22 protein-coding genes are annotated in these 17,584 nt (G+C 65.6%); 21 read left to right on the plus strand and 1 reads right to left on the minus strand.

Going from position 1 to position 17,584, the window contains the following annotated elements; translation table 11 throughout:
* The first annotated feature begins 3 nt into the window (after positions 1-3).
* The 16 genes from murA to tatC all read left to right on the plus strand — a co-directional run bounded on the left by murA (position 4) and on the right by tatC (position 11,661).
* The gene (gene murA, locus WS45_RS27175; RefSeq protein WP_059702572.1) at positions 4-1,353 is read left to right on the plus strand and encodes a UDP-N-acetylglucosamine 1-carboxyvinyltransferase; all 1,350 of its coding nucleotides are present in this window, start codon (positions 4-6) and stop codon (positions 1,351-1,353) included.
* Positions 1,350-2,003 carry an ATP phosphoribosyltransferase gene (gene hisG, locus WS45_RS27180; RefSeq protein ID WP_006751807.1) on the plus strand — a complete coding sequence of 218 codons (654 nt, stop codon included), beginning with the start codon at positions 1,350-1,352 and terminating at the stop codon, positions 2,001-2,003. The genes murA and hisG overlap by 4 nt, the downstream gene beginning before the upstream one ends.
* A gap of 24 nt (positions 2,004-2,027) precedes the next feature.
* Positions 2,028-3,344 (plus strand): histidinol dehydrogenase, encoded by a 1,317-nt coding sequence (gene hisD, locus WS45_RS27185; RefSeq protein ID WP_059692366.1) that lies wholly within the window; start codon positions 2,028-2,030, stop codon positions 3,342-3,344.
* Positions 3,345-3,463: 119 nt separating this feature from the next.
* A complete protein-coding gene (gene hisC, locus WS45_RS27190) occupies positions 3,464-4,537 on the plus strand; it encodes a histidinol-phosphate transaminase (RefSeq protein ID WP_059535638.1) in 1,074 nt (357 codons plus the stop codon).
* A 65-nt stretch (positions 4,538-4,602) separates the two neighbouring features.
* Positions 4,603-5,190 carry an imidazoleglycerol-phosphate dehydratase HisB gene (gene hisB / locus WS45_RS27195; protein ID WP_006751804.1) on the plus strand — a complete coding sequence of 196 codons (588 nt, stop codon included), beginning with the start codon at positions 4,603-4,605 and terminating at the stop codon, positions 5,188-5,190.
* Positions 5,191-5,252: 62 nt separating this feature from the next.
* Entirely contained in the window at positions 5,253-5,873 is a 621-nt protein-coding gene (locus WS45_RS27200; RefSeq protein ID WP_059535640.1) for a MarC family protein, read from the plus strand.
* The gene (gene hisH, locus WS45_RS27205) at positions 5,870-6,511 is read left to right on the plus strand and encodes an imidazole glycerol phosphate synthase subunit HisH (protein ID WP_059535642.1); all 642 of its coding nucleotides are present in this window, start codon (positions 5,870-5,872) and stop codon (positions 6,509-6,511) included. Before WS45_RS27200 ends, hisH begins: the two co-directional genes overlap by 4 nt.
* A gap of 175 nt (positions 6,512-6,686) precedes the next feature.
* Positions 6,687-7,442, plus strand: a complete 756-nt coding sequence (gene hisA, locus WS45_RS27210; protein WP_059535644.1) for a 1-(5-phosphoribosyl)-5-[(5-phosphoribosylamino)methylideneamino]imidazole-4-carboxamide isomerase — start codon at positions 6,687-6,689, stop codon at positions 7,440-7,442.
* 106 nt (positions 7,443-7,548) lie between these two features.
* Positions 7,549-8,322 carry an imidazole glycerol phosphate synthase subunit HisF gene (hisF, locus tag WS45_RS27215; protein ID WP_059535646.1) on the plus strand — a complete coding sequence of 258 codons (774 nt, stop codon included), beginning with the start codon at positions 7,549-7,551 and terminating at the stop codon, positions 8,320-8,322.
* The gene (gene hisI / locus WS45_RS27220) at positions 8,322-8,735 is read left to right on the plus strand and encodes a phosphoribosyl-AMP cyclohydrolase (protein ID WP_059692364.1); all 414 of its coding nucleotides are present in this window, start codon (positions 8,322-8,324) and stop codon (positions 8,733-8,735) included. Before hisF ends, hisI begins: the two co-directional genes overlap by 1 nt.
* Positions 8,732-9,097 carry a phosphoribosyl-ATP diphosphatase gene (locus WS45_RS27225; protein ID WP_044845953.1) on the plus strand — a complete coding sequence of 122 codons (366 nt, stop codon included), beginning with the start codon at positions 8,732-8,734 and terminating at the stop codon, positions 9,095-9,097. Before hisI ends, WS45_RS27225 begins: the two co-directional genes overlap by 4 nt.
* 71 nt (positions 9,098-9,168) lie before the next feature.
* Positions 9,169-9,561 carry a DUF4870 family protein gene (locus WS45_RS27230; RefSeq protein WP_059449807.1) on the plus strand — a complete coding sequence of 131 codons (393 nt, stop codon included), beginning with the start codon at positions 9,169-9,171 and terminating at the stop codon, positions 9,559-9,561.
* A 29-nt stretch (positions 9,562-9,590) separates the two neighbouring features.
* Positions 9,591-9,956, plus strand: coding sequence for a histidine triad nucleotide-binding protein (locus tag WS45_RS27235; protein ID WP_044845951.1), 366 nt, complete (start codon positions 9,591-9,593; stop codon positions 9,954-9,956).
* Between the two features lie 93 nt (positions 9,957-10,049).
* Positions 10,050-10,280, plus strand: coding sequence for a Sec-independent protein translocase subunit TatA (gene tatA / locus WS45_RS27240; protein WP_034183658.1), 231 nt, complete (start codon positions 10,050-10,052; stop codon positions 10,278-10,280).
* Between the two features lie 26 nt (positions 10,281-10,306).
* A complete protein-coding gene (tatB, locus tag WS45_RS27245; protein ID WP_059535650.1) occupies positions 10,307-10,837 on the plus strand; it encodes a Sec-independent protein translocase protein TatB in 531 nt (176 codons plus the stop codon).
* 41 nt (positions 10,838-10,878) lie between these two features.
* Complete coding sequence (gene tatC, locus WS45_RS27250; protein ID WP_044845948.1) at positions 10,879-11,661, plus strand: twin-arginine translocase subunit TatC; 783 nt, start codon at positions 10,879-10,881, stop codon at positions 11,659-11,661.
* A 225-nt stretch (positions 11,662-11,886) separates the two neighbouring features.
* Here tatC and WS45_RS27255 read toward each other — a convergent pair whose 3' ends face one another.
* Positions 11,887-13,092, minus strand: a complete 1,206-nt coding sequence (locus tag WS45_RS27255; protein ID WP_059702575.1) for a Do family serine endopeptidase — start codon at positions 13,090-13,092, stop codon at positions 11,887-11,889.
* 21 nt (positions 13,093-13,113) lie between these two features.
* On the opposite strand from WS45_RS27255, the gene WS45_RS27260 reads away from it, so the two are divergent.
* From WS45_RS27260 to WS45_RS27280, 5 genes are all read left to right on the plus strand, one after another.
* A complete protein-coding gene (locus WS45_RS27260; protein WP_059535656.1) occupies positions 13,114-13,860 on the plus strand; it encodes a Nif3-like dinuclear metal center hexameric protein in 747 nt (248 codons plus the stop codon).
* A 218-nt stretch (positions 13,861-14,078) separates the two neighbouring features.
* Positions 14,079-14,699: a ubiquinol-cytochrome c reductase iron-sulfur subunit gene (gene petA / locus WS45_RS27265; protein WP_059535658.1), complete on the plus strand. Its 621-nt coding sequence runs from the start codon at positions 14,079-14,081 to the stop codon at positions 14,697-14,699.
* Entirely contained in the window at positions 14,699-16,081 is a 1,383-nt protein-coding gene (locus WS45_RS27270; protein WP_059535660.1) for a cytochrome b, read from the plus strand. Before petA ends, WS45_RS27270 begins: the two co-directional genes overlap by 1 nt.
* 21 nt (positions 16,082-16,102) lie before the next feature.
* Complete coding sequence (locus tag WS45_RS27275; RefSeq protein ID WP_059686460.1) at positions 16,103-16,861, plus strand: cytochrome c1; 759 nt, start codon at positions 16,103-16,105, stop codon at positions 16,859-16,861.
* A 94-nt stretch (positions 16,862-16,955) separates the two neighbouring features.
* Positions 16,956-17,567, plus strand: a complete 612-nt coding sequence (locus WS45_RS27280) for a glutathione S-transferase N-terminal domain-containing protein (RefSeq protein ID WP_006400565.1) — start codon at positions 16,956-16,958, stop codon at positions 17,565-17,567.
* Positions 17,568-17,584: the final 17 nt, after the last annotated feature.

The raw sequence follows: 17,584 nt of genomic DNA on the forward strand, positions 1-17,584 counted from the left end.
TGAGTGCAAGTCACCGTCAACGAGCGCGACGCCGTCCAGAGCGTCGCCACGGCACACCCGGCCGCCAACGGGGAATCGCAGGGACATGGGATGGACAAGCTGGTGATCGAAGGCGGTCGCCGGTTGTCGGGCGAGATCGTCGTGTCGGGCGCGAAGAACGCCGCGCTGCCGATCCTGTGCGCGGGGCTGCTCAGCGCCGAGCCGGTCGAACTCGACAACGTGCCGAACCTGAAGGACGTGCGCACCACGCTGAAGGTGCTGAGCCAGATGGGCGTGAAGAGCGAAACGGACGGCTGCCGGGTGCAACTCGACGCGTCGCGCGTCGACAACCTCGTCGCGCCGTACGAGCTCGTCAAGACGATGCGCGCGTCGATCCTCGTGCTCGGGCCGCTGCTCGCGCGCTTCGGCGAGGCGAAGGTGTCGCTGCCGGGCGGCTGCGCGATCGGCGCGCGGCCGGTCGACCAGCACATCAAGGGCCTGCAGGCGATGGGCGCCGAGATCAGCATCGAGCACGGCTTCATCGAGGCGCGCGCGAAGCGCCTGAAGGGCGCGCGCATCGTGACCGACATGATCACGGTGACGGGCACGGAAAACCTGCTGATGGCCGCGACGCTGGCCGATGGCGAGACGGTGATCGAGAACGCGGCGCGCGAGCCGGAAGTGAGCGATCTCGCGCACCTGCTGGTCGCGATGGGCGCGAAAATCGACGGCATCGGCACCGACCGCCTCGTGATCCAGGGTGTCGAGCGGCTGCATGGCGCACGCCATTCGGTGATTCCCGACCGCATCGAGGCCGGCACGTTCCTGTGCGCGGTCGCGGCGGCGGGCGGCGACGTGATGCTGACGGGCGTGCGCCCGCACATCCTCGACGCGGTGATCGACAAGCTGCGCGAGGCCGGCGTGTCGATCGAGGAAGGCGACAGCTGGCTGCGCGTGAAGATGGACCGCCGCCCGTCGGCGGTGACGATCCGCACGTCGGAATACCCGGCGTTTCCGACCGACATGCAGGCGCAGTTCATGGCCCTCAATTCGGTCGCGACGGGCACCGCGCAGGTCGTCGAGACCATTTTCGAGAACCGCTTCATGCACGTGCAGGAGCTGAACCGGCTCGGCGCGAACATCACGATCGACGGCAACACGGCGCTCGTGACCGGCGTCGACAAGCTGTCCGGCGCGAACGTGATGGCGACCGACCTGCGCGCGTCGGCGAGCCTCGTGATCGCCGGGCTGCGCGCCGAAGGCGAAACGCTCGTCGACCGCATCTATCACCTGGACCGCGGCTACGACCGCATGGAAACCAAACTGACCGCCGTCGGCGCGAACGTGCGCCGCCTCTCCGGGAGCCAAGCATGACCGCGCCGCTGACCCTCGCCCTGTCGAAGGGCCGGATTTTCGAGGAAACCCTGCCGCTGCTGGCGGCCGCCGGCGTGCAGGTGGCCGAGGATCCGGAAACGTCGCGCAAGCTGATCCTGCCGACGACCGATCCGAACCTGCGCGTGATCATCGTGCGTGCGAGCGACGTGCCGACCTACGTCGAATACGGCGCGGCCGATTTCGGCGTGGCCGGCAAGGACGTGCTGGTCGAGCACGGCGGCTCGGGCCTGTACCAGCCGATCGACCTGAACATTGCGCGCTGCCGGATGTCGGTGGCGGTGCCGGCCGGTTTCGACTATGCGAACGCGGTGCGCCAGGGCGCACGCCTGCGGGTCGCGACCAAATACGTCGAAACGGCACGCGAGCACTTCGCCGCGAAAGGCGTGCACGTCGACCTGATCAAGCTGTACGGCTCGATGGAGCTGGCGCCGCTGGTCGGGCTGGCCGACGCGATCGTCGACCTCGTCAGCTCGGGCGGCACGCTGAAGGCGAACAATCTGGTCGAGGTCGAGGAGATCATGGCGATCTCGTCGCGCCTCGTCGTGAACCAGGCTGCGCTGAAGTTGAAGCGCGCGGCGCTCAAGCCGATTCTCGACGCGTTCGAACGCGCGTCGCAGAATGGCAATTGAGCGCATCACCGTAACGGAATTCCCATGGCCATCACCATCCGCAAACTCGATTCGACGAGCGACGGCTTCGACGCCGCGCTGCGTGCGGTGCTCGCGTTCGAGGCGAGCGAGGACGAAGCGATCGAGCAGTCGGTCGCGAAAATTCTCGCCGACGTGAAGTCGCGCGGCGACGCCGCGGTGCTCGAGTACACGAACCGCTTCGACCGGCTGGACGCCAGCAGCGTCGCCGCGCTCGAACTGCCGCAGGACGCGCTGCAGACGGCGCTCGACGGCCTCGCGCCGAAGGCGCGCGCGGCGCTGGAAGCCGCTGCCGCGCGCGTGCGTGCGTACCACGAGAAACAGAAGATCGAGTGCGGCACCCATAGCTGGCAGTACACGGAAAGCGACGGCACGGTGCTCGGCCAGAAGATCACGCCGCTCGACCGCGTCGGCCTGTACGTGCCGGGCGGCAAGGCCGCGTATCCGTCGTCGGTGCTGATGAACGCGATTCCCGCGCGCGTCGCGGGCGTCGGCGAGATCGTGATGGTCGTGCCGACCCCGGACGGCGTGAAGAACGACCTCGTGCTCGCTGCGGCGCTGCTTGGCGGCGTCGATCGCGTGTTCACGATCGGCGGCGCGCAGGCGGTCGGCGCGCTCGCATACGGCACGGCCACGGTGCCGCCGGTCGACAAGATCTGCGGGCCGGGCAATGCATACGTCGCGTCGGCGAAGCGCCGCGTGTTCGGCACGGTCGGCATCGACATGATCGCCGGCCCGTCGGAAATCCTCGTGCTGTGCGACGGTACGACCGATCCGAGCTGGGTCGCGATGGACCTGTTCTCGCAGGCCGAACACGACGAGCTTGCGCAGTCGATCCTGCTGTGCCCGGACGCCGCGTTCCTCGAGCGCGTCGAGAAGGCGATCGACGAGCTGCTGCCGACGATGCCGCGCCAGGACGTGATCCGCGCGTCGCTGGAAGGCCGCGGCGCGCTGATCAAGGTGCGCGACATGGCCGAAGCGTGCCGGATCGCGAACGACATCGCGCCGGAGCACCTCGAGATTTCCGCGCTGGAGCCGCAGCAATGGGGCCAGCAAATCCGCCACGCCGGCGCGATCTTCCTCGGCCGCTACACGAGCGAAAGCCTCGGCGACTACTGCGCGGGCCCGAATCACGTGCTGCCGACGTCGCGCACCGCGCGCTTCTCGTCGCCGCTCGGCGTGTACGACTTCATCAAGCGTTCGAGCCTGATCGAAGTCAGCGCCGAAGGTGCGCAGACGCTGGGCGAGATCGCCTCGGAGCTTGCATACGGCGAAGGGCTGCAGGCGCACGCGCGCAGCGCCGAGCTCCGGATGAAGGGGTGACGCGCGCCGGAGCCGCCGCCGATGCAGCGGTTCCGGTCGACGAGGAGGCCCGGCGCAGGGCGGCAGCCGCCGCCTTGCCGACCATTTGACGCCGGCGCGACGCACGCCGGCTTGAGACCATGACGACGCCACAAGACATCATCCGCCGCGACGTGCTCGCGATGACGAGCTACCCGGTGCCCGACGCGAGCGGCTTCGTGAAGCTCGACGCGATGGAGAACCCGTATTCGCTGCCGGCACCGCTCGCGGCGGCGCTCGGCGAACGCCTCGCGCAGGTCGCGCTGAACCGCTACCCGGCGCCGCGCCCGGGCGCGCTGCTCGACAAGCTGCGCCGCGCGATGGGCGTGCCGGCCGCATGCGACGTGCTGCTCGGCAACGGCTCGGACGAAATCATCAGCATGATGTCGGTGGCGTGTGCGAAACCGGGCGCGAAGGTGCTCGCACCGGTGCCGGGTTTCGTGATGTACGAGTTGTCGGCGAAGTTCGCGCAGCTCGAATTCGTCGGCGTGCCGCTCAAGGCCGACCTGACGCTCGACGCCGACGCGATGATCGCGGCGATCGCCGAGCACCGGCCCGCGCTCGTCTATCTCGCTTACCCGAACAACCCGACCGGCACGCTGTACGACGAGGCCGACGTCGAGCGGATCATCGCGGCCGCGCCGCACAGCCTGATCGTGATCGACGAGGCGTACCAGCCGTTCGCGGAGCGTTCGTGGCTGCCGCGCGCCGCCGAGTTCGACAACGTCGTCGTGATGCGCACGGTGTCGAAGCTCGGCCTCGCGGGGATCCGCCTCGGCTATCTCGCCGGGCTTCCGGCGTGGCTGACCGAGTTCGACAAGGTGCGCCCGCCGTACAACATCAACGTGCTGACCCAGGCAACCGCCGATTTCCTGCTCGACCACCTCGACGTGCTCGACGCGCAGGCGGCCGAACTGCGTGCGGAACGCACGCGCCTCGCGCAGGCCGTGGCCGCGCTGCCGGGCACGACGGTGTTCCCGAGCGCCGGCAATTTCCTGCTGGTGCGCGTGCCGGACGCAGCCGCCGTGTTCGATGCGCTGCTCACGGAGCGGGTGCTGGTCAAAAACGTGAGTAAAATGCATCCGTTGCTGTCCGAATGCGTGCGGCTGACCGTCGGTTCTCCCGACGAAAACGCGCGCCTGCTGGCTGCTTTGAAACTCGCACTGCCCGGTTGAGCCCACGGCGCGGCGGCGCGTGACGATCAATCCCCATTTACATCAGACTCAATCAAGGAATTGCCATGCGTGTGGCGGAAGTCGTTCGCAATACCAGCGAAACGCAGATCCGTGTGAAGCTCGATCTCGACGGGACGGGCCGGCAGAAGCTGGCCACCGGCGTGCCGTTTCTCGACCATATGCTCGACCAGATCGCGCGACATGGTCTGATCGATCTCGAGGTCGAAGCGCATGGCGATACCCATATCGACGACCACCACACGGTCGAGGATGTCGGCATCACGCTCGGTCAGGCCGTCGCGAAGGCGATCGGCGACAAGAAGGGCATCCGCCGCTACGGCCATTCGTACGTGCCGCTCGACGAGGCGCTGTCGCGCGTCGTGATCGATTTCTCGGGCCGGCCCGGTCTTGAATTCCACGTACCGTTCACGCGTGCGCGGATCGGCACGTTCGACGTCGATCTCTCCATCGAATTCTTCCGCGGGTTCGTGAACCACGCGGGCGTCACACTGCACATCGACAACCTGCGCGGCATCAACGCGCATCATCAGCTCGAAACGGTGTTCAAGGCCTTCGGCCGGGCGCTCCGTGCGGCGGTGGAGCTCGACGAGCGCGCGGCGGGACAGATTCCGTCGACGAAGGGCAGCCTCTAACTTCCGAACGGACAGGACGCCAACGACAACCTCACGGCTTCGGCGCGGCGCGCCGGCTTGCGATGGATCTGCTCAAATCGTTCATTTCGCTGCTGGCGCTGATCAACCCGATCGGCGCGGTGCCGTTTTTCCTGAGCCTGACGGCGCAGCAGTCGGACATCGAGCGGCGCCGCACGATCCGGATCGCGTCGGTGTCGGTGTTCTGCGTGATGACGGTGACGACGCTGCTCGGGCAGCAGATCATCGATTTCTTCGGCATTTCGGTCGGCTCCCTTGAAGTGGGCGGCGGCATCATCATGTTGCTGATGGCGATCAACATGCTGAACGCGCAGATCGGCAACACGCGATCGACGCCGGAGGAGCGCCACGAGGCCGAGCTGAAGGACAACATCGCGGTCGTGCCGCTGGCGATTCCGCTGCTCACGGGCCCCGGCTCGATCAGCACGGTGATCATCTATGCGGCGAACTCGCATCACTGGTATGAGCGAGCCGGACTCGTCGCGATCGGCGCGGTCCTGGCTCTGCTGTGTTTCTTCGCGATGCGGCTTGCCGAGCCGATCGCGAACTGGATCGGCCGCACCGGCATCAACATCGCCACGCGGCTGATGGGTTTGATGCTGTCGGCGCTGGCGGTGGAATTCATCGTCAATGGACTGAGGGCGCTACTGCCTGCACTGAGATGAAAACTTCGATTGCGATTGTGGATTATGGGATGGGCAACCTGCGCTCGGTCGCGCAGGCGCTCAAGAAGGCCGAACCGGCCGCCGACGTGGCGATCGTCGATACGCCGGCCGCGATTCGCGCGGCCGACCGCGTCGTGCTGCCCGGCCAGGGCGCGATGCCCGACTGCATGCGCTGCCTCGGCGAATCGGGGCTGCAGGAAGCAGTGATCGAGGCGTCGCGCACGAAGCCGCTGCTGGGCGTGTGCGTCGGCGAGCAGATGCTGTTCGACTGGAGCGCGGAAGGCGACACGAAGGGTCTGGGCCTGTTGCCCGGCAAGGTCGTGCGCTTCGAGCTCGACGGCCGGCTGCAGGACGACGGCTCGCGCTTCAAGGTGCCGCAGATGGGCTGGAACCGCGTGCACCAGTCGCAGCCGCACCCGCTGTGGGACGGCGTGCCCGACGACGCGTATTTCTACTTCGTGCACAGCTATTACGTGCGCCCGGACAACCCGGCGCACACGGTCGGCGAAACGGCATACGGCGCGCCGTTTACGTCCGCGGTCGCGCGGGACAACCTCTTCGCGACCCAATTCCACCCCGAGAAAAGCGCGGAGGTCGGGTTGCGTCTGTATCGCAACTTCGTACACTGGAAACCGTGAACGTCGTGTGCGTGCCACAGTCGGCGGGCCGGAAAGGCCCGTTCGCAAGCCCGCTATTGGCGGGAACAGGCCCTATGCGCCGAAAGAGTTGTACTAAACTAGCGAGACGGCGCGGCACCGGTTTGGCCGGTGCGCGCCGGATTCTTTTCATTTTCCACGACGACACCCGATTGCTATGTTGCTGATTCCGGCCATCGATCTCAAAGACGGTCAGTGTGTGCGCCTCAAACAGGGCGATATGGACCAGGCCACGATTTTCTCCGAGGACCCGGCGGCGATGGCCCGCAAGTGGGTCGATCTCGGCGCCCGGCGGCTGCATCTGGTCGACCTGAACGGCGCGTTCGCCGGCAAGCCGAAGAATCTCGAAGCGATCGAAGCGATCCTCGACGAAGTCGGCGACGAAATCCCCGTGCAGCTCGGCGGCGGCATCCGCAGCCTCGAGACGATCGAGAAGTATCTCGACGCCGGCCTCTCCTACGTGATCATCGGCACCGCGGCCGTGAAGGACCCGGGCTTCCTGCAGGACGCGTGCACCGCGTTCGCGGGCAACATCATCGTCGGGCTGGACGCGAAGGACGGCAAGGTCGCGACCGACGGCTGGAGCAAGCTGACGGGCCACGAGGTGATCGATCTCGCGCGCAAGTTCGAGGACTACGGCGTCGAATCGATCGTCTACACGGACATCGGCCGCGACGGGATGCTGCAGGGCATCAACATCGAAGCAACCGTGAAGCTCGCCCAGGCGGTCGGCATTCCGGTGATCGCAAGCGGCGGCCTGTCGAACCTCACCGACATCGAGAACCTCTGCGAAGTGGAGGAACACGGCGTCGAAGGCGTGATTTGCGGACGTGCGATCTACTCCGGCGATCTCGATTTCGCGGCCGCGCAAAAACGCGCGGACGAACTGAACGGCGAACTCGACGACGCCTGAGCGCGGTCGTTCCGTTCGCCGGGGTCGCCAGCAGGCGGCCCCGACCGGACGCCTCGCGCGAGGCGTCCGTAACCGGCCGTCCCATCGCGGCATTTGGCGCAACATCATGGCTCTAGCTAAACGCATCATCCCCTGCCTGGACGTGACCGCCGGGCGTGTCGTCAAGGGCGTCAACTTCGTCGAACTGCGCGATGCCGGCGATCCCGTCGAAATCGCCCGCCGCTACGACGACCAGGGCGCCGACGAACTGACGTTCCTCGACATCACCGCGACCTCCGACCAGCGCGACCTGATCCTGCCGATCATCGAGGCCGTCGCGTCGCAGGTCTTCATTCCGCTGACCGTCGGCGGCGGCGTGCGCGCCGTCGAGGACGTTCGGCGCCTGTTGAACGCCGGCGCGGACAAGGTCAGCATGAATTCGTCGGCGGTCGCGAACCCGCAGCTCGTGCGCGACGCGGCCGACAAGTACGGCTCGCAGTGCATCGTCGTCGCGATCGACGCGAAGCGCGTGTCGGCCGACGGCGAGGCGCCGCGCTGGGAAGTCTTCACGCACGGCGGCCGCAAGGGCACGGGCATCGACGCGATCGAATGGGCGCGCAAGATGGCCGAGCTCGGCGCGGGCGAAATCCTGCTCACGAGCATGGACCGCGACGGCACGAAGTCCGGCTTCGACCTCGCGCTCACGCGCGGCGTGTCGGACGCGGTGCCGGTGCCGGTGATCGCGTCGGGCGGCGTGGGCTCGCTGCAGGACCTCGCGGACGGCATCAAGGACGGCCGCGCCGACGCAGTGCTGGCCGCGAGCATCTTCCACTACGGCGAGCACACGGTCGGCGAGGCGAAGCGCTTCATGGCCGATCAGGGCATTCCGGTGAGGCTGTGATGACGACGGAAACGAAATCCCCCGCGTGGCTCGACAAGGTCCGCTGGGACGACAACGGCCTCGTGCCGGTGATCGCGCAGGAAGCGTCGACGAACGACGTGCTGATGTTCGCGTGGATGAACCGCGAGGCGCTGGCGAAGACGATCGAGACGCAGCGCGCGGTCTACTATTCGCGTTCGCGCAAGCGCCTGTGGTTCAAGGGCGAGGAGTCGGGCCACGTGCAGCACGTGCACGAGGTGCGGCTCGACTGCGACGAGGACGTCGTGCTGCTGAAGGTCGAGCAGGTGTCGGGCATCGCATGCCACACCGGCCGGCATTCGTGCTTCTTCCAGAAATTCGAAGGCACCGTGGACAGCGGCGACTGGGTCGCGGTCGATCCGGTGCTGAAAGACCCCGAACACATCTACAAATGACGCAATCGACCGAAGACACGCTGCTGCGCCTCGCGGCCGTGATCGATAGCCGCAAGGGCGGCGACCCCGAACAATCGTACGTATCGCGCCTGTTCCACAAGGGCGACGACGCGGTGTTGAAGAAGATCGGCGAAGAGGCGACCGAAGTCGTGCTGGCCGCGAAGGACGTGCGCCAGGGCGGCGCGCCGACGGCGCTGGTCGGCGAGGTGGCCGACCTGTGGTTCCACTGCCTCGTGATGCTGTCGCATTTCGACCTGAGCCCGGCCGACGTGATCGCCGAGCTCGAGCGCCGCGAAGGGCTGTCGGGCATCGAGGAAAAGGCGCTGCGCAAGCGTCGGGAGCGCGAGGAAAACGGCGGGTGACGACGCGCGGCCTGCCGCGCCGACGCCAGTGCGGTAAGCTGTAAGAATTGTCATCTAACGGGGGTAGCATCATGACCGATACGCCGAGCCAGTTTCCGACACCGTCGGTGCCGGGCGCAGCGGACGCCGAGCGACTGAAAGGTCTGCGCACGCTGACGCACGTGCTGTACGGCCTCTACGCGATTCATTGGCTGACGGGCGGCGTCACCGGGATCATCGCGATCATCATCAACTACGTGAAGCGCGACGACGTGGCCGGCACGCCGTACGCCGACCATTTCGAGTGGCAGATCCGCACGTTCTGGCGCGCGCTGATCGCCTACGTGATCGGCTTCGCGCTGATGTTCGTGGTGGTGGGATTCGTCGTCATGTTTGTCACATGGATTTGGACGCTGTACCGTATCATCAAAGGTTGGCTGTACCTGAACGACAACAAGACGCTCGATCCGCAGGCCTGGTTCTGACCGGCGCGCGGGCGTTTCGCAGGAGCAACATGAGTCACGATCCGAATTGCCTGTTCTGCAAGATCGCGGCGGGCGAGATCCCGAGCACGAAGGTGCACGAGGACGACGAATTCGTCGCGTTCCGCGACATCCGCCCGGCGGCCGAGACGCACGTGCTCGTGATTCCGCGCCGGCACGTGCCGACGCTGTCGGCGGCGAGCGAGGCCGATGCGCCGATGCTCGGCCGGCTGATGCTGCTGGTCGCCCGTCTGGCCGACCAGCTCGGCGTTGCGTACACGGGGGGCGAGACCGGGTTTCGCACGGTGATCAACACGGGCCCCGGCGGCGGGCAGGAGGTCTACCACCTGCACGCGCATATCCTGGCCGGCCCGCGCCCGTGGTTGCGGATGGGTTGACGTGGCGGGGCGTTTCCCCGCATCGATAGTCGAAGCCGGCGTGCCGCCGGCGATTTGCGCCGCGACGCGGCGTGGTTGAGGAGAGGTTTCATCATGGGTGGATTGAGCATTTGGCACTGGCTGATCGTGCTGCTGATCGTCGCGCTGGTTTTCGGTACGAAGAAGCTGCGCAACATCGGCAACGACCTCGGCAGCGCCGTGAAGGGTTTCAAGGACGGCATGAAGGAAGGCGAGACACCGGCGGATGCGCAGCAACTGCCGCGCTCGGGTTCGGTCGACGTCAACGCGAAGGAAACGACGCGTTCCGACTCGAACAAGGCGTAACGCCGGCACGCTGACAGGCATTCGCGATGCTGGATCTCGGTCTTTCGAAGATGGCGCTGATCGGCGTCGTCGCGCTCGTGGTGCTCGGCCCCGAGCGCCTGCCGCGCGTCGCGCGTACGGCCGGCGCATTGTTCGGCCGCGCGCAGCGGTACATCAACGACGTGAAGGCCGAGGTCTCGCGCGAAATCGAACTCGACGCGCTGCGGACGATGAAGACCGATTTCGAGTCGGCCGCGCGCAATGTCGAGACGACGATTCACGACAACCTGCGCGAGCACGAGAAGGAACTGAACGACACGTGGAATTCCGCGGTCGGCGGCCTTAACGAAGGCTCGGTCGATGCCGGCACGTACGGCTCCGACACGCCCGCGGCGCCGTCGTGGCGCGGCAGCACGGCCGCGCTCGCGCCGAAGCGTCGCAACTGGCGTGTGAAACAGGCGGCGACGCCTGTCTGGTACAAGCGCGCGACGACCCGCCGCACGCACGTGCAGTCGGGCGCCGCGCGTGTCGCGCGCCATCAGCCGGCCAGCCTGCGCCGGCCGACGCGCTTCTTCTGAGTCGAGCGCATGCTCGCTCGTCAATCCTACCGAGGGCCGGTGTGAGCGACCCGCAGCAGAATCCGGGCGACGCCCCGGAAGAAACCTTCATTTCCCATCTCGTCGAGCTTCGCGATCGCATCATTCGCGCGGGGCTGGCCGTGATCGTCGTGTTCCTCGGGCTCGTGTACTGGGCGCCCGACATCTTCCGGCTGCTCGCGCGGCCGCTGATGGAAAACCTGCCGAAGGGCGGCAGGATGATCGTGACCGACGTCACCGGCTCGTTCTTCGTGCCGATGAAGGTCACGATGCTCGTCGCGCTCGTGATCGCGCTGCCGATCGTGCTGTACCAGATCTGGGCGTTCGTCGCGCCGGGCTTGTATCAGCACGAGAAGAAGCTCGTCGCGCCGCTCGTCGGCAGCAGCTACGTCCTGTTCCTGTGCGGGATGGCGTTCGCATACTTCCTCGTGTTCCCGACGATCTTCCGCGTGATGGCGCACTACAACGCGCCGCTCGGCGCGGAGATGTCGACCGACATCGACAACTACCTGAGCTTCGTGCTCGGGATGTTCATCGCGTTCGGGGTCACGTTCGAGGTGCCGATCGTCGTCGTGCTGCTCGTCCGGATGGGCGTGCTGACGCTGAAGAAGCTGAAGGAGATGCGGCCGTACGTGATCGTCGGCGCGTTCGTCGTCGCGGCGGTCGTCACGCCGCCGGACGTGTTCTCGCAGCTGATGCTCGCGCTGCCGCTCGTCGTGCTGTTCGAGATCGGGCTGCTGGCCGCGCGCTTCTTCGTGCCGAAGCCGACGGAAGAACCCGAGGCGGAGAACGGCGCCGCAAGTTGATGAGACGCGGCACGCGGCGGCCGGCATGAGGGGCGCCGTCGATGCGGCCCCTCGACGACGTTGAAGCCGGACGAGCGATCGGGCGGTGCAGGTGGCGGGGGCGAACGCAGCTCCGTCACCGCGACGAAGGATCGTCGAAGCAAAGCAAAAGGGCAGCCGATCAGGCTGCCCTTTTGCATTTCCACTTTGACCGGCAAGCGGCGCCGATACGCCGCCCGCCGGACGTCACTCGCTGTCGCTGTCCTGTTCGTCGAGCGTCTGCTTCGGCGGCGGCGGGCGCTTGCCGATCACCACGCTCACGTCGAACTCCTTGCTCTTGCGCACGACGTGGACCTTGGTCGGCGTGCCCGGCTTGATCTGCGCGACGGTGTTCAGCAGCTTCGTCGTGTCGGTGATGTCGTCGCCGTTCACGCTCACGAGGATGTCGCCCGGCTTGATGCCGGCCTTGTCGGCCGGGCCGCCCTGCAGCACGCCCGCGACGATCGCGCCCGACTTCTGCTGGAGCCCGAACGACTCGGCGATTTCCGGCGTGACGTCCTGCGGCTCGACGCCGATCCAGCCGCGCGTGACCGAGCCCGTCGTGATGATGCTTTCGAGCACGGTGCGCGCGGTCGACACGGGGATCGCGAAGCCGATGCCGAGCGAGCCGCCCGAGCGCGAATAGATCGCTGTGTTGATGCCGAGCAGGTTGCCGTTCACGTCGACCAGCGCGCCGCCCGAGTTGCCGGGGTTGATCGGCGCGTCGGTCTGGATGAAGTTCTCGAACGTGTTGATGCCGAGGTGATTGCGGCCGAGCGCGCTGATGATCCCCATCGTGACCGTCTGGCCAACGCCGAACGGGTTGCCGATCGCGAGCACGACGTCGCCGACCCGCGACTGGTCGGAACGGCCGAGCGTGATCGTCGGCAGGTTCGTCATGTTGATCTTCAGCACGGCGAGATCGGTTTCGGGGTCGCTGCCGATCACCTTCGCGGTGCCGGTGCGGCCGTCGGCGAGCGCGACTTCGATCTGGTCGGCGCCGTCCACGACGTGCTGGTTCGTTAGAATGTAACCTTCAGGGCTCACGATAACGCCGGAGCCGAGGTTGGCGGCAGGTTCGTCCTGCTGCTTGCGGGCGTTGCGGTCGCCGAAGAAGTAGCGGAACAGCGGATCCTTCGCGCGCGGATCGGGCGGCAGCGAGCCATCCTTGCTGGAGAAGACGTTGACGACGGCGGGCATCGCCTTTTGCGCGGCCTCCGCGTACGACGTGGTCGCCGGTGCACCGCCGATGCCCGGCGCGACTTCACGCAGCGCGACGATCGGCGTGGCGAGCTGCTTGCCGAGCTGTCCTTGCCGTTGCAGCCATTGCGGCTTGAGCGTCACGACGATGAACATCAGCGCGAGCAGCACGGTCACCGCCTGCGCGAAGAACAGCCAGAAGCGTCTAAGCATCTGAATGGATTAGAGGTTTATATGGATCGGATCGAACTCGAATTGTACTTGAACAATACCCTTGAAACCGCGCGCTTCAAGGACTATTGCCCGAATGGCCTTCAGGTCGAGGGGCGTCGCAAGATCGAGAAGATCGCCACCGGCGTGACGGCGTCGGTCGCGTTCCTCGAGGCCGCGCTCGAATGGGGGGCGGATGCGGTGCTCGTCCATCACGGCTATTTCTGGCGCAACGAGGCGCCGCAGATCACGGGCCGCAAGTACCGGCGCCTGAAGCTGCTGCTCGCGAACGACCTGAACCTGTTCGCGTTCCACCTGCCGCTCGACGCCCATCCCGAGTTCGGCAACAATGCGCAACTCGGCGAGAAGCTCGGGTTGATCGGCGAGCAGCGTTTCGGCGATGGCGATCTTGGCTGGATGGCCACGCTGCCGATGCCTGTCACGCTCGAGCACTTCGTCGCGAAGGTCGAGCGCACGCTCGGCCGCACGCCGCTCGTGCTCGGCGACCCGGAGATGCAGCTGCGCCGCATCGCGTGGTGCACGGGCGCCGCGCAGAGCTATTTCGATGCCGCGATCGACGCCGGCGCCGACGTGTTCCTGACCGGCGAAGTGTCGGAATCCGTCACGCACGCGTCGGCCGAGAGCGGCGTCGCGTTCGTTGCGGCGGGGCACCATGCGACCGAACGCTATGGAATCCAGGCGCTTGGCGCCCACTTGTCCGAAGAATTCGATATCGAACACCTTTTTATCGATATTCATAATCCGGTCTGAGCGACGGATTTGCGGCGGCGCATCGAAATTTCGCAATGTAGCGGATGCTTAAAAGCGAAATGATTTAATCGCTCCGATAGTGGGGGAAAACCCTTAACTATCAACTACTTCGAAGGGATTTTCATCTCCGGGCCTTGTAAATGGCGACTCCATTCGCGCAAACTAGCGGCGGAATGAAAAGTCGTGACGGAAAATCCAACTCAGAAGTGGGGCGTGTGATGCGAGACAAGGAAGAAAAACGCGTCGACAGCGGCCGCCGTACCTGGCTGATTGCGACATCCGTAGCAGGTGGCGTGGGAGGCGTAGCCACCGTCATACCTTTCGCGGCGTCGCTTGCGCCGTCCGCGAAAGCGAAAGCGGCCGGCGCTCCGGTCGAGGTCGACATCAGCGGCCTGAAGCCCGGCGAGATGGTCACCGTGCCGTGGCGCGGCAAGCCGGTCTGGATCCTGAACCGTACCGACGCCATGCTGGCCGACGTCGTCAAGGCCGACAAGGAAGTGGCCGATCCGACCTCCGACAAACCCTATACGATGCCGCTGCCCGCGTATTGCGCGAACGAATATCGCTCGCGGGCCGATCGCAAGAACATTCTCGTCGTGATGGCCGTGTGTACGCACCTCGGCTGCACGCCTAGCCAACGCTTCACGCCGGGTCCGCAGCCGAACCTGCCGGACGACTGGCCGGGCGGCTTCCTGTGCCCGTGCCACGGTTCGACCTACGACCTCGCCGGCCGCGTGTTCAAGAACAAGCCGGCGCCTCAGAATCTCGACATCCCGCCCTACATGTTCACGTCGGCGACGACCCTCGTGATCGGCAAGGACGAGAAAGGAGAAGCGTGATGGCTGCCGACAACAAAGAAGTCTCCACGACAGGTGTCACCGGCTGGATCGACCAGCGCTTCCCGCTCACGTCCACCTGGAAGAAGCACGTTTCCGAGTACTACGCGCCGAAGAACTTCAACTTCTGGTACTTCTTCGGCTCCCTCGCGCTGCTCGTGCTCGTCAACCAGATCGTCACGGGCATCTTCCTGACGATGAACTACAAGCCCGATTCGATGCTCGCGTTCGCGTCGGTCGAGTACATCATGCGCGAGGTGCCGTGGGGCTGGCTGATCCGCTACATGCACTCGACCGGTGCATCGATGTTCTTCGTCGTCGTATATCTGCACATGTTCCGCGGGCTGATGTACGGGTCGTACCGCAAGCCGCGCGAGCTGGTGTGGATCTTCGGTTGTGCGATCTTCCTGTGCCTGATGGCCGAGGCGTTCTTTGGCTACCTGCTGCCGTGGGGCCAGATGTCGTTCTGGGGCGCGCAGGTGATCGTGAACCTGTTCTCGGCGATCCCGTTCGTCGGCCCGGACCTGTCGTTGTGGATCCGCGGCGACTACGTCGTGTCCGACGTCACGCTGAACCGCTTCTTCGCGTTCCACGTGATCGCGATTCCGCTCGTGCTGGTCGGCCTCGTGATCGCGCACCTCGTCGCGCTGCACGAAGTCGGGTCGAACAACCCGGACGGCATCGAGATCAAGGCGAAGAAGGACGCGAACGGCATTCCGCTCGACGGCATCCCGTTCCATCCGTACTACTCGGTGCACGATTTCTTCGGTGTCTGCGTGTTCCTGATGGTGTTCGCGCTGATCGTGTTCTTCTCGCCGGAGATGGGCGGGTACTTCCTCGAGTCGAACAACTTCGTCCCGGCGAACCCGCTGCAGACGCCGCCCGAGATCGCGCCGGTCTGGTACTTCACCGCGTTCTACGCGATGCTGCGCGCGACCACCGACCCGTTCAAGATCGTGCTGATGGTCGTGATCGCGCTGCTCGGCGTGCTCGCGCTGATCCGCGCGCGCGGCAAGTGGAAGGTCGGCCTGCCGGTGCTGGCCGCCGCGATCGTCGTGTTCATGTTCCTGACGGAATCGAAGTTCTGGGGCGTCGTCGTGATGGGTTCCGCGGTGATCACGCTGTTCTTCCTGCCGTGGCTCGACCGCAGCCCGGTGAAGTCGATCCGCTACCGGCCGCTGTTCCACAAGGTGTTCCTCGGGATCTTCGTCGCGGCGTTCCTGATCCTCGCGTTCCTCGGCACACGGCCGCCATCGCCGGTCGCGACGCTGATTGCGCAGGGTTGCGCGCTGATCTACTTCGCGTTCTTCCTCGGCATGCCCGTCTGGACGCCGCTTGGCACGTTCAAGCAGCCGCCGGAACGGGTGCGCTTCAAGCCCCATTAATGTGAGCGAGGAGAGAACGACATGAAGAAACTGCTTTCGACGCTCGCGCTGATCGGGGTGACGGCCGTGGCGCTGCTGGCGGCGCCGGCCGTGCGCGCGGAAGGTAATTTTCCGCTCGACCGGGCGCCCGATAACACGGAAAATCTCGTTTCGCTTCAGCACGGCGCGCAATTGTTTGTAAACTATTGCCTGAACTGCCACAGCGCGAACCTGATGCGCTACAACCGTCTGACGGATCTGGGCATATCCCAGAAGGAGATCGAAACGAATCTCCTGTTCACGACCGACAAGGTCGGGAACACGATGTCCGTCGCGATGCGGCCCGAAGACGCGAAGAACTGGCTCGGCACCTCGCCGCCCGACCTGTCGGTCGAGGAGCGGGCGCGCGGCCGCGACTGGCTCTACACGTACCTGCGGAGTTTCTACCGCGACGATACGCGGCCGAGCGGCTGGAACAACGCGGTGTTCGAGAACGTCGGCATGCCCCATGTATTGTGGCAACTGCAGGGGCAGCGCACTGCCAAATTCGAAGACAAGACGGACGAGGAGACGGGCGAGAAGGTCCACACGCTCGTCGGCTTCCAGCAGGTCACGCCGGGGACGTTGTCGTCGCCGGACTATGATGCTGCGGTGGCCGACCTGGTGGCCTATATGACATGGATGTCCGAGCCGGCCCAGCAGACCCGCAAGCGCCTCGGCGTGTGGGTGCTGGTCTTTCTCGGTGTCCTGACTTTCCTGGCCTGGCGGCTCAATGCCGCGTACTGGAAAGATATCAAGTAAACACGCCTGACCGGCGTGGGGCCGGCGCAAGGCGGAACCCGTGAAAGGGGTTGCGCCGCGTGCCGGCCCTCGGCTTTTTTGAGGAAACGCAAATATGATGGTTCTGTATTCCGGCACAACTTGCCCGTTCTCCCAGCGTTGCCGGCTGGTGCTGTTCGAGAAGGGCATGGATTTCGAGATCCGTGACGTCGACCTGTTCAACAAGCCGGAAGACATCTCGGTGATGAACCCGTACGGTCAGGTGCCGATTCTGGTCGAGCGCGACCTGATTCTGTACGAATCGAACATCATCAACGAATACATCGACGAGCGCTTCCCGCACCCGCAACTGATGCCGGCCGACCCGGTGCAGCGCGCACGCGCACGCCTGTTCCTGCTCAACTTCGAGAAGGAGTTGTTCGTTCACGTCAGCACGCTCGAGAACGAAAAGGGCAAGGCAGCGGAGAAGAACCACGAGAAGGCACGCCTCGCGATCCGCGATCGCCTGACGCAGCTCGCGCCGATCTTCGTGAAGAACAAGTACATGCTCGGCGAGGAGTTCTCGATGCTCGACGTCGCGATCGCGCCGCTCTTGTGGCGTCTGGATCACTACGGCATCGAGCTGTCGAAGAATGCCGCGCCGCTGATGAAGTACGCCGAGCGGATCTTCAGCCGTCCGGCCTATATCGAAGCACTGACGCCGTCCGAAAAGGTCATGCGTCGTTGATGGTGCAATGAGTGCAT

Origin of the sequence: Burkholderia sp. RF2-non_BP3, assembly GCF_001522185.1 — a bacterium.
GTDB classification, from domain to species: domain Bacteria; phylum Pseudomonadota; class Gammaproteobacteria; order Burkholderiales; family Burkholderiaceae; genus Burkholderia; species Burkholderia diffusa.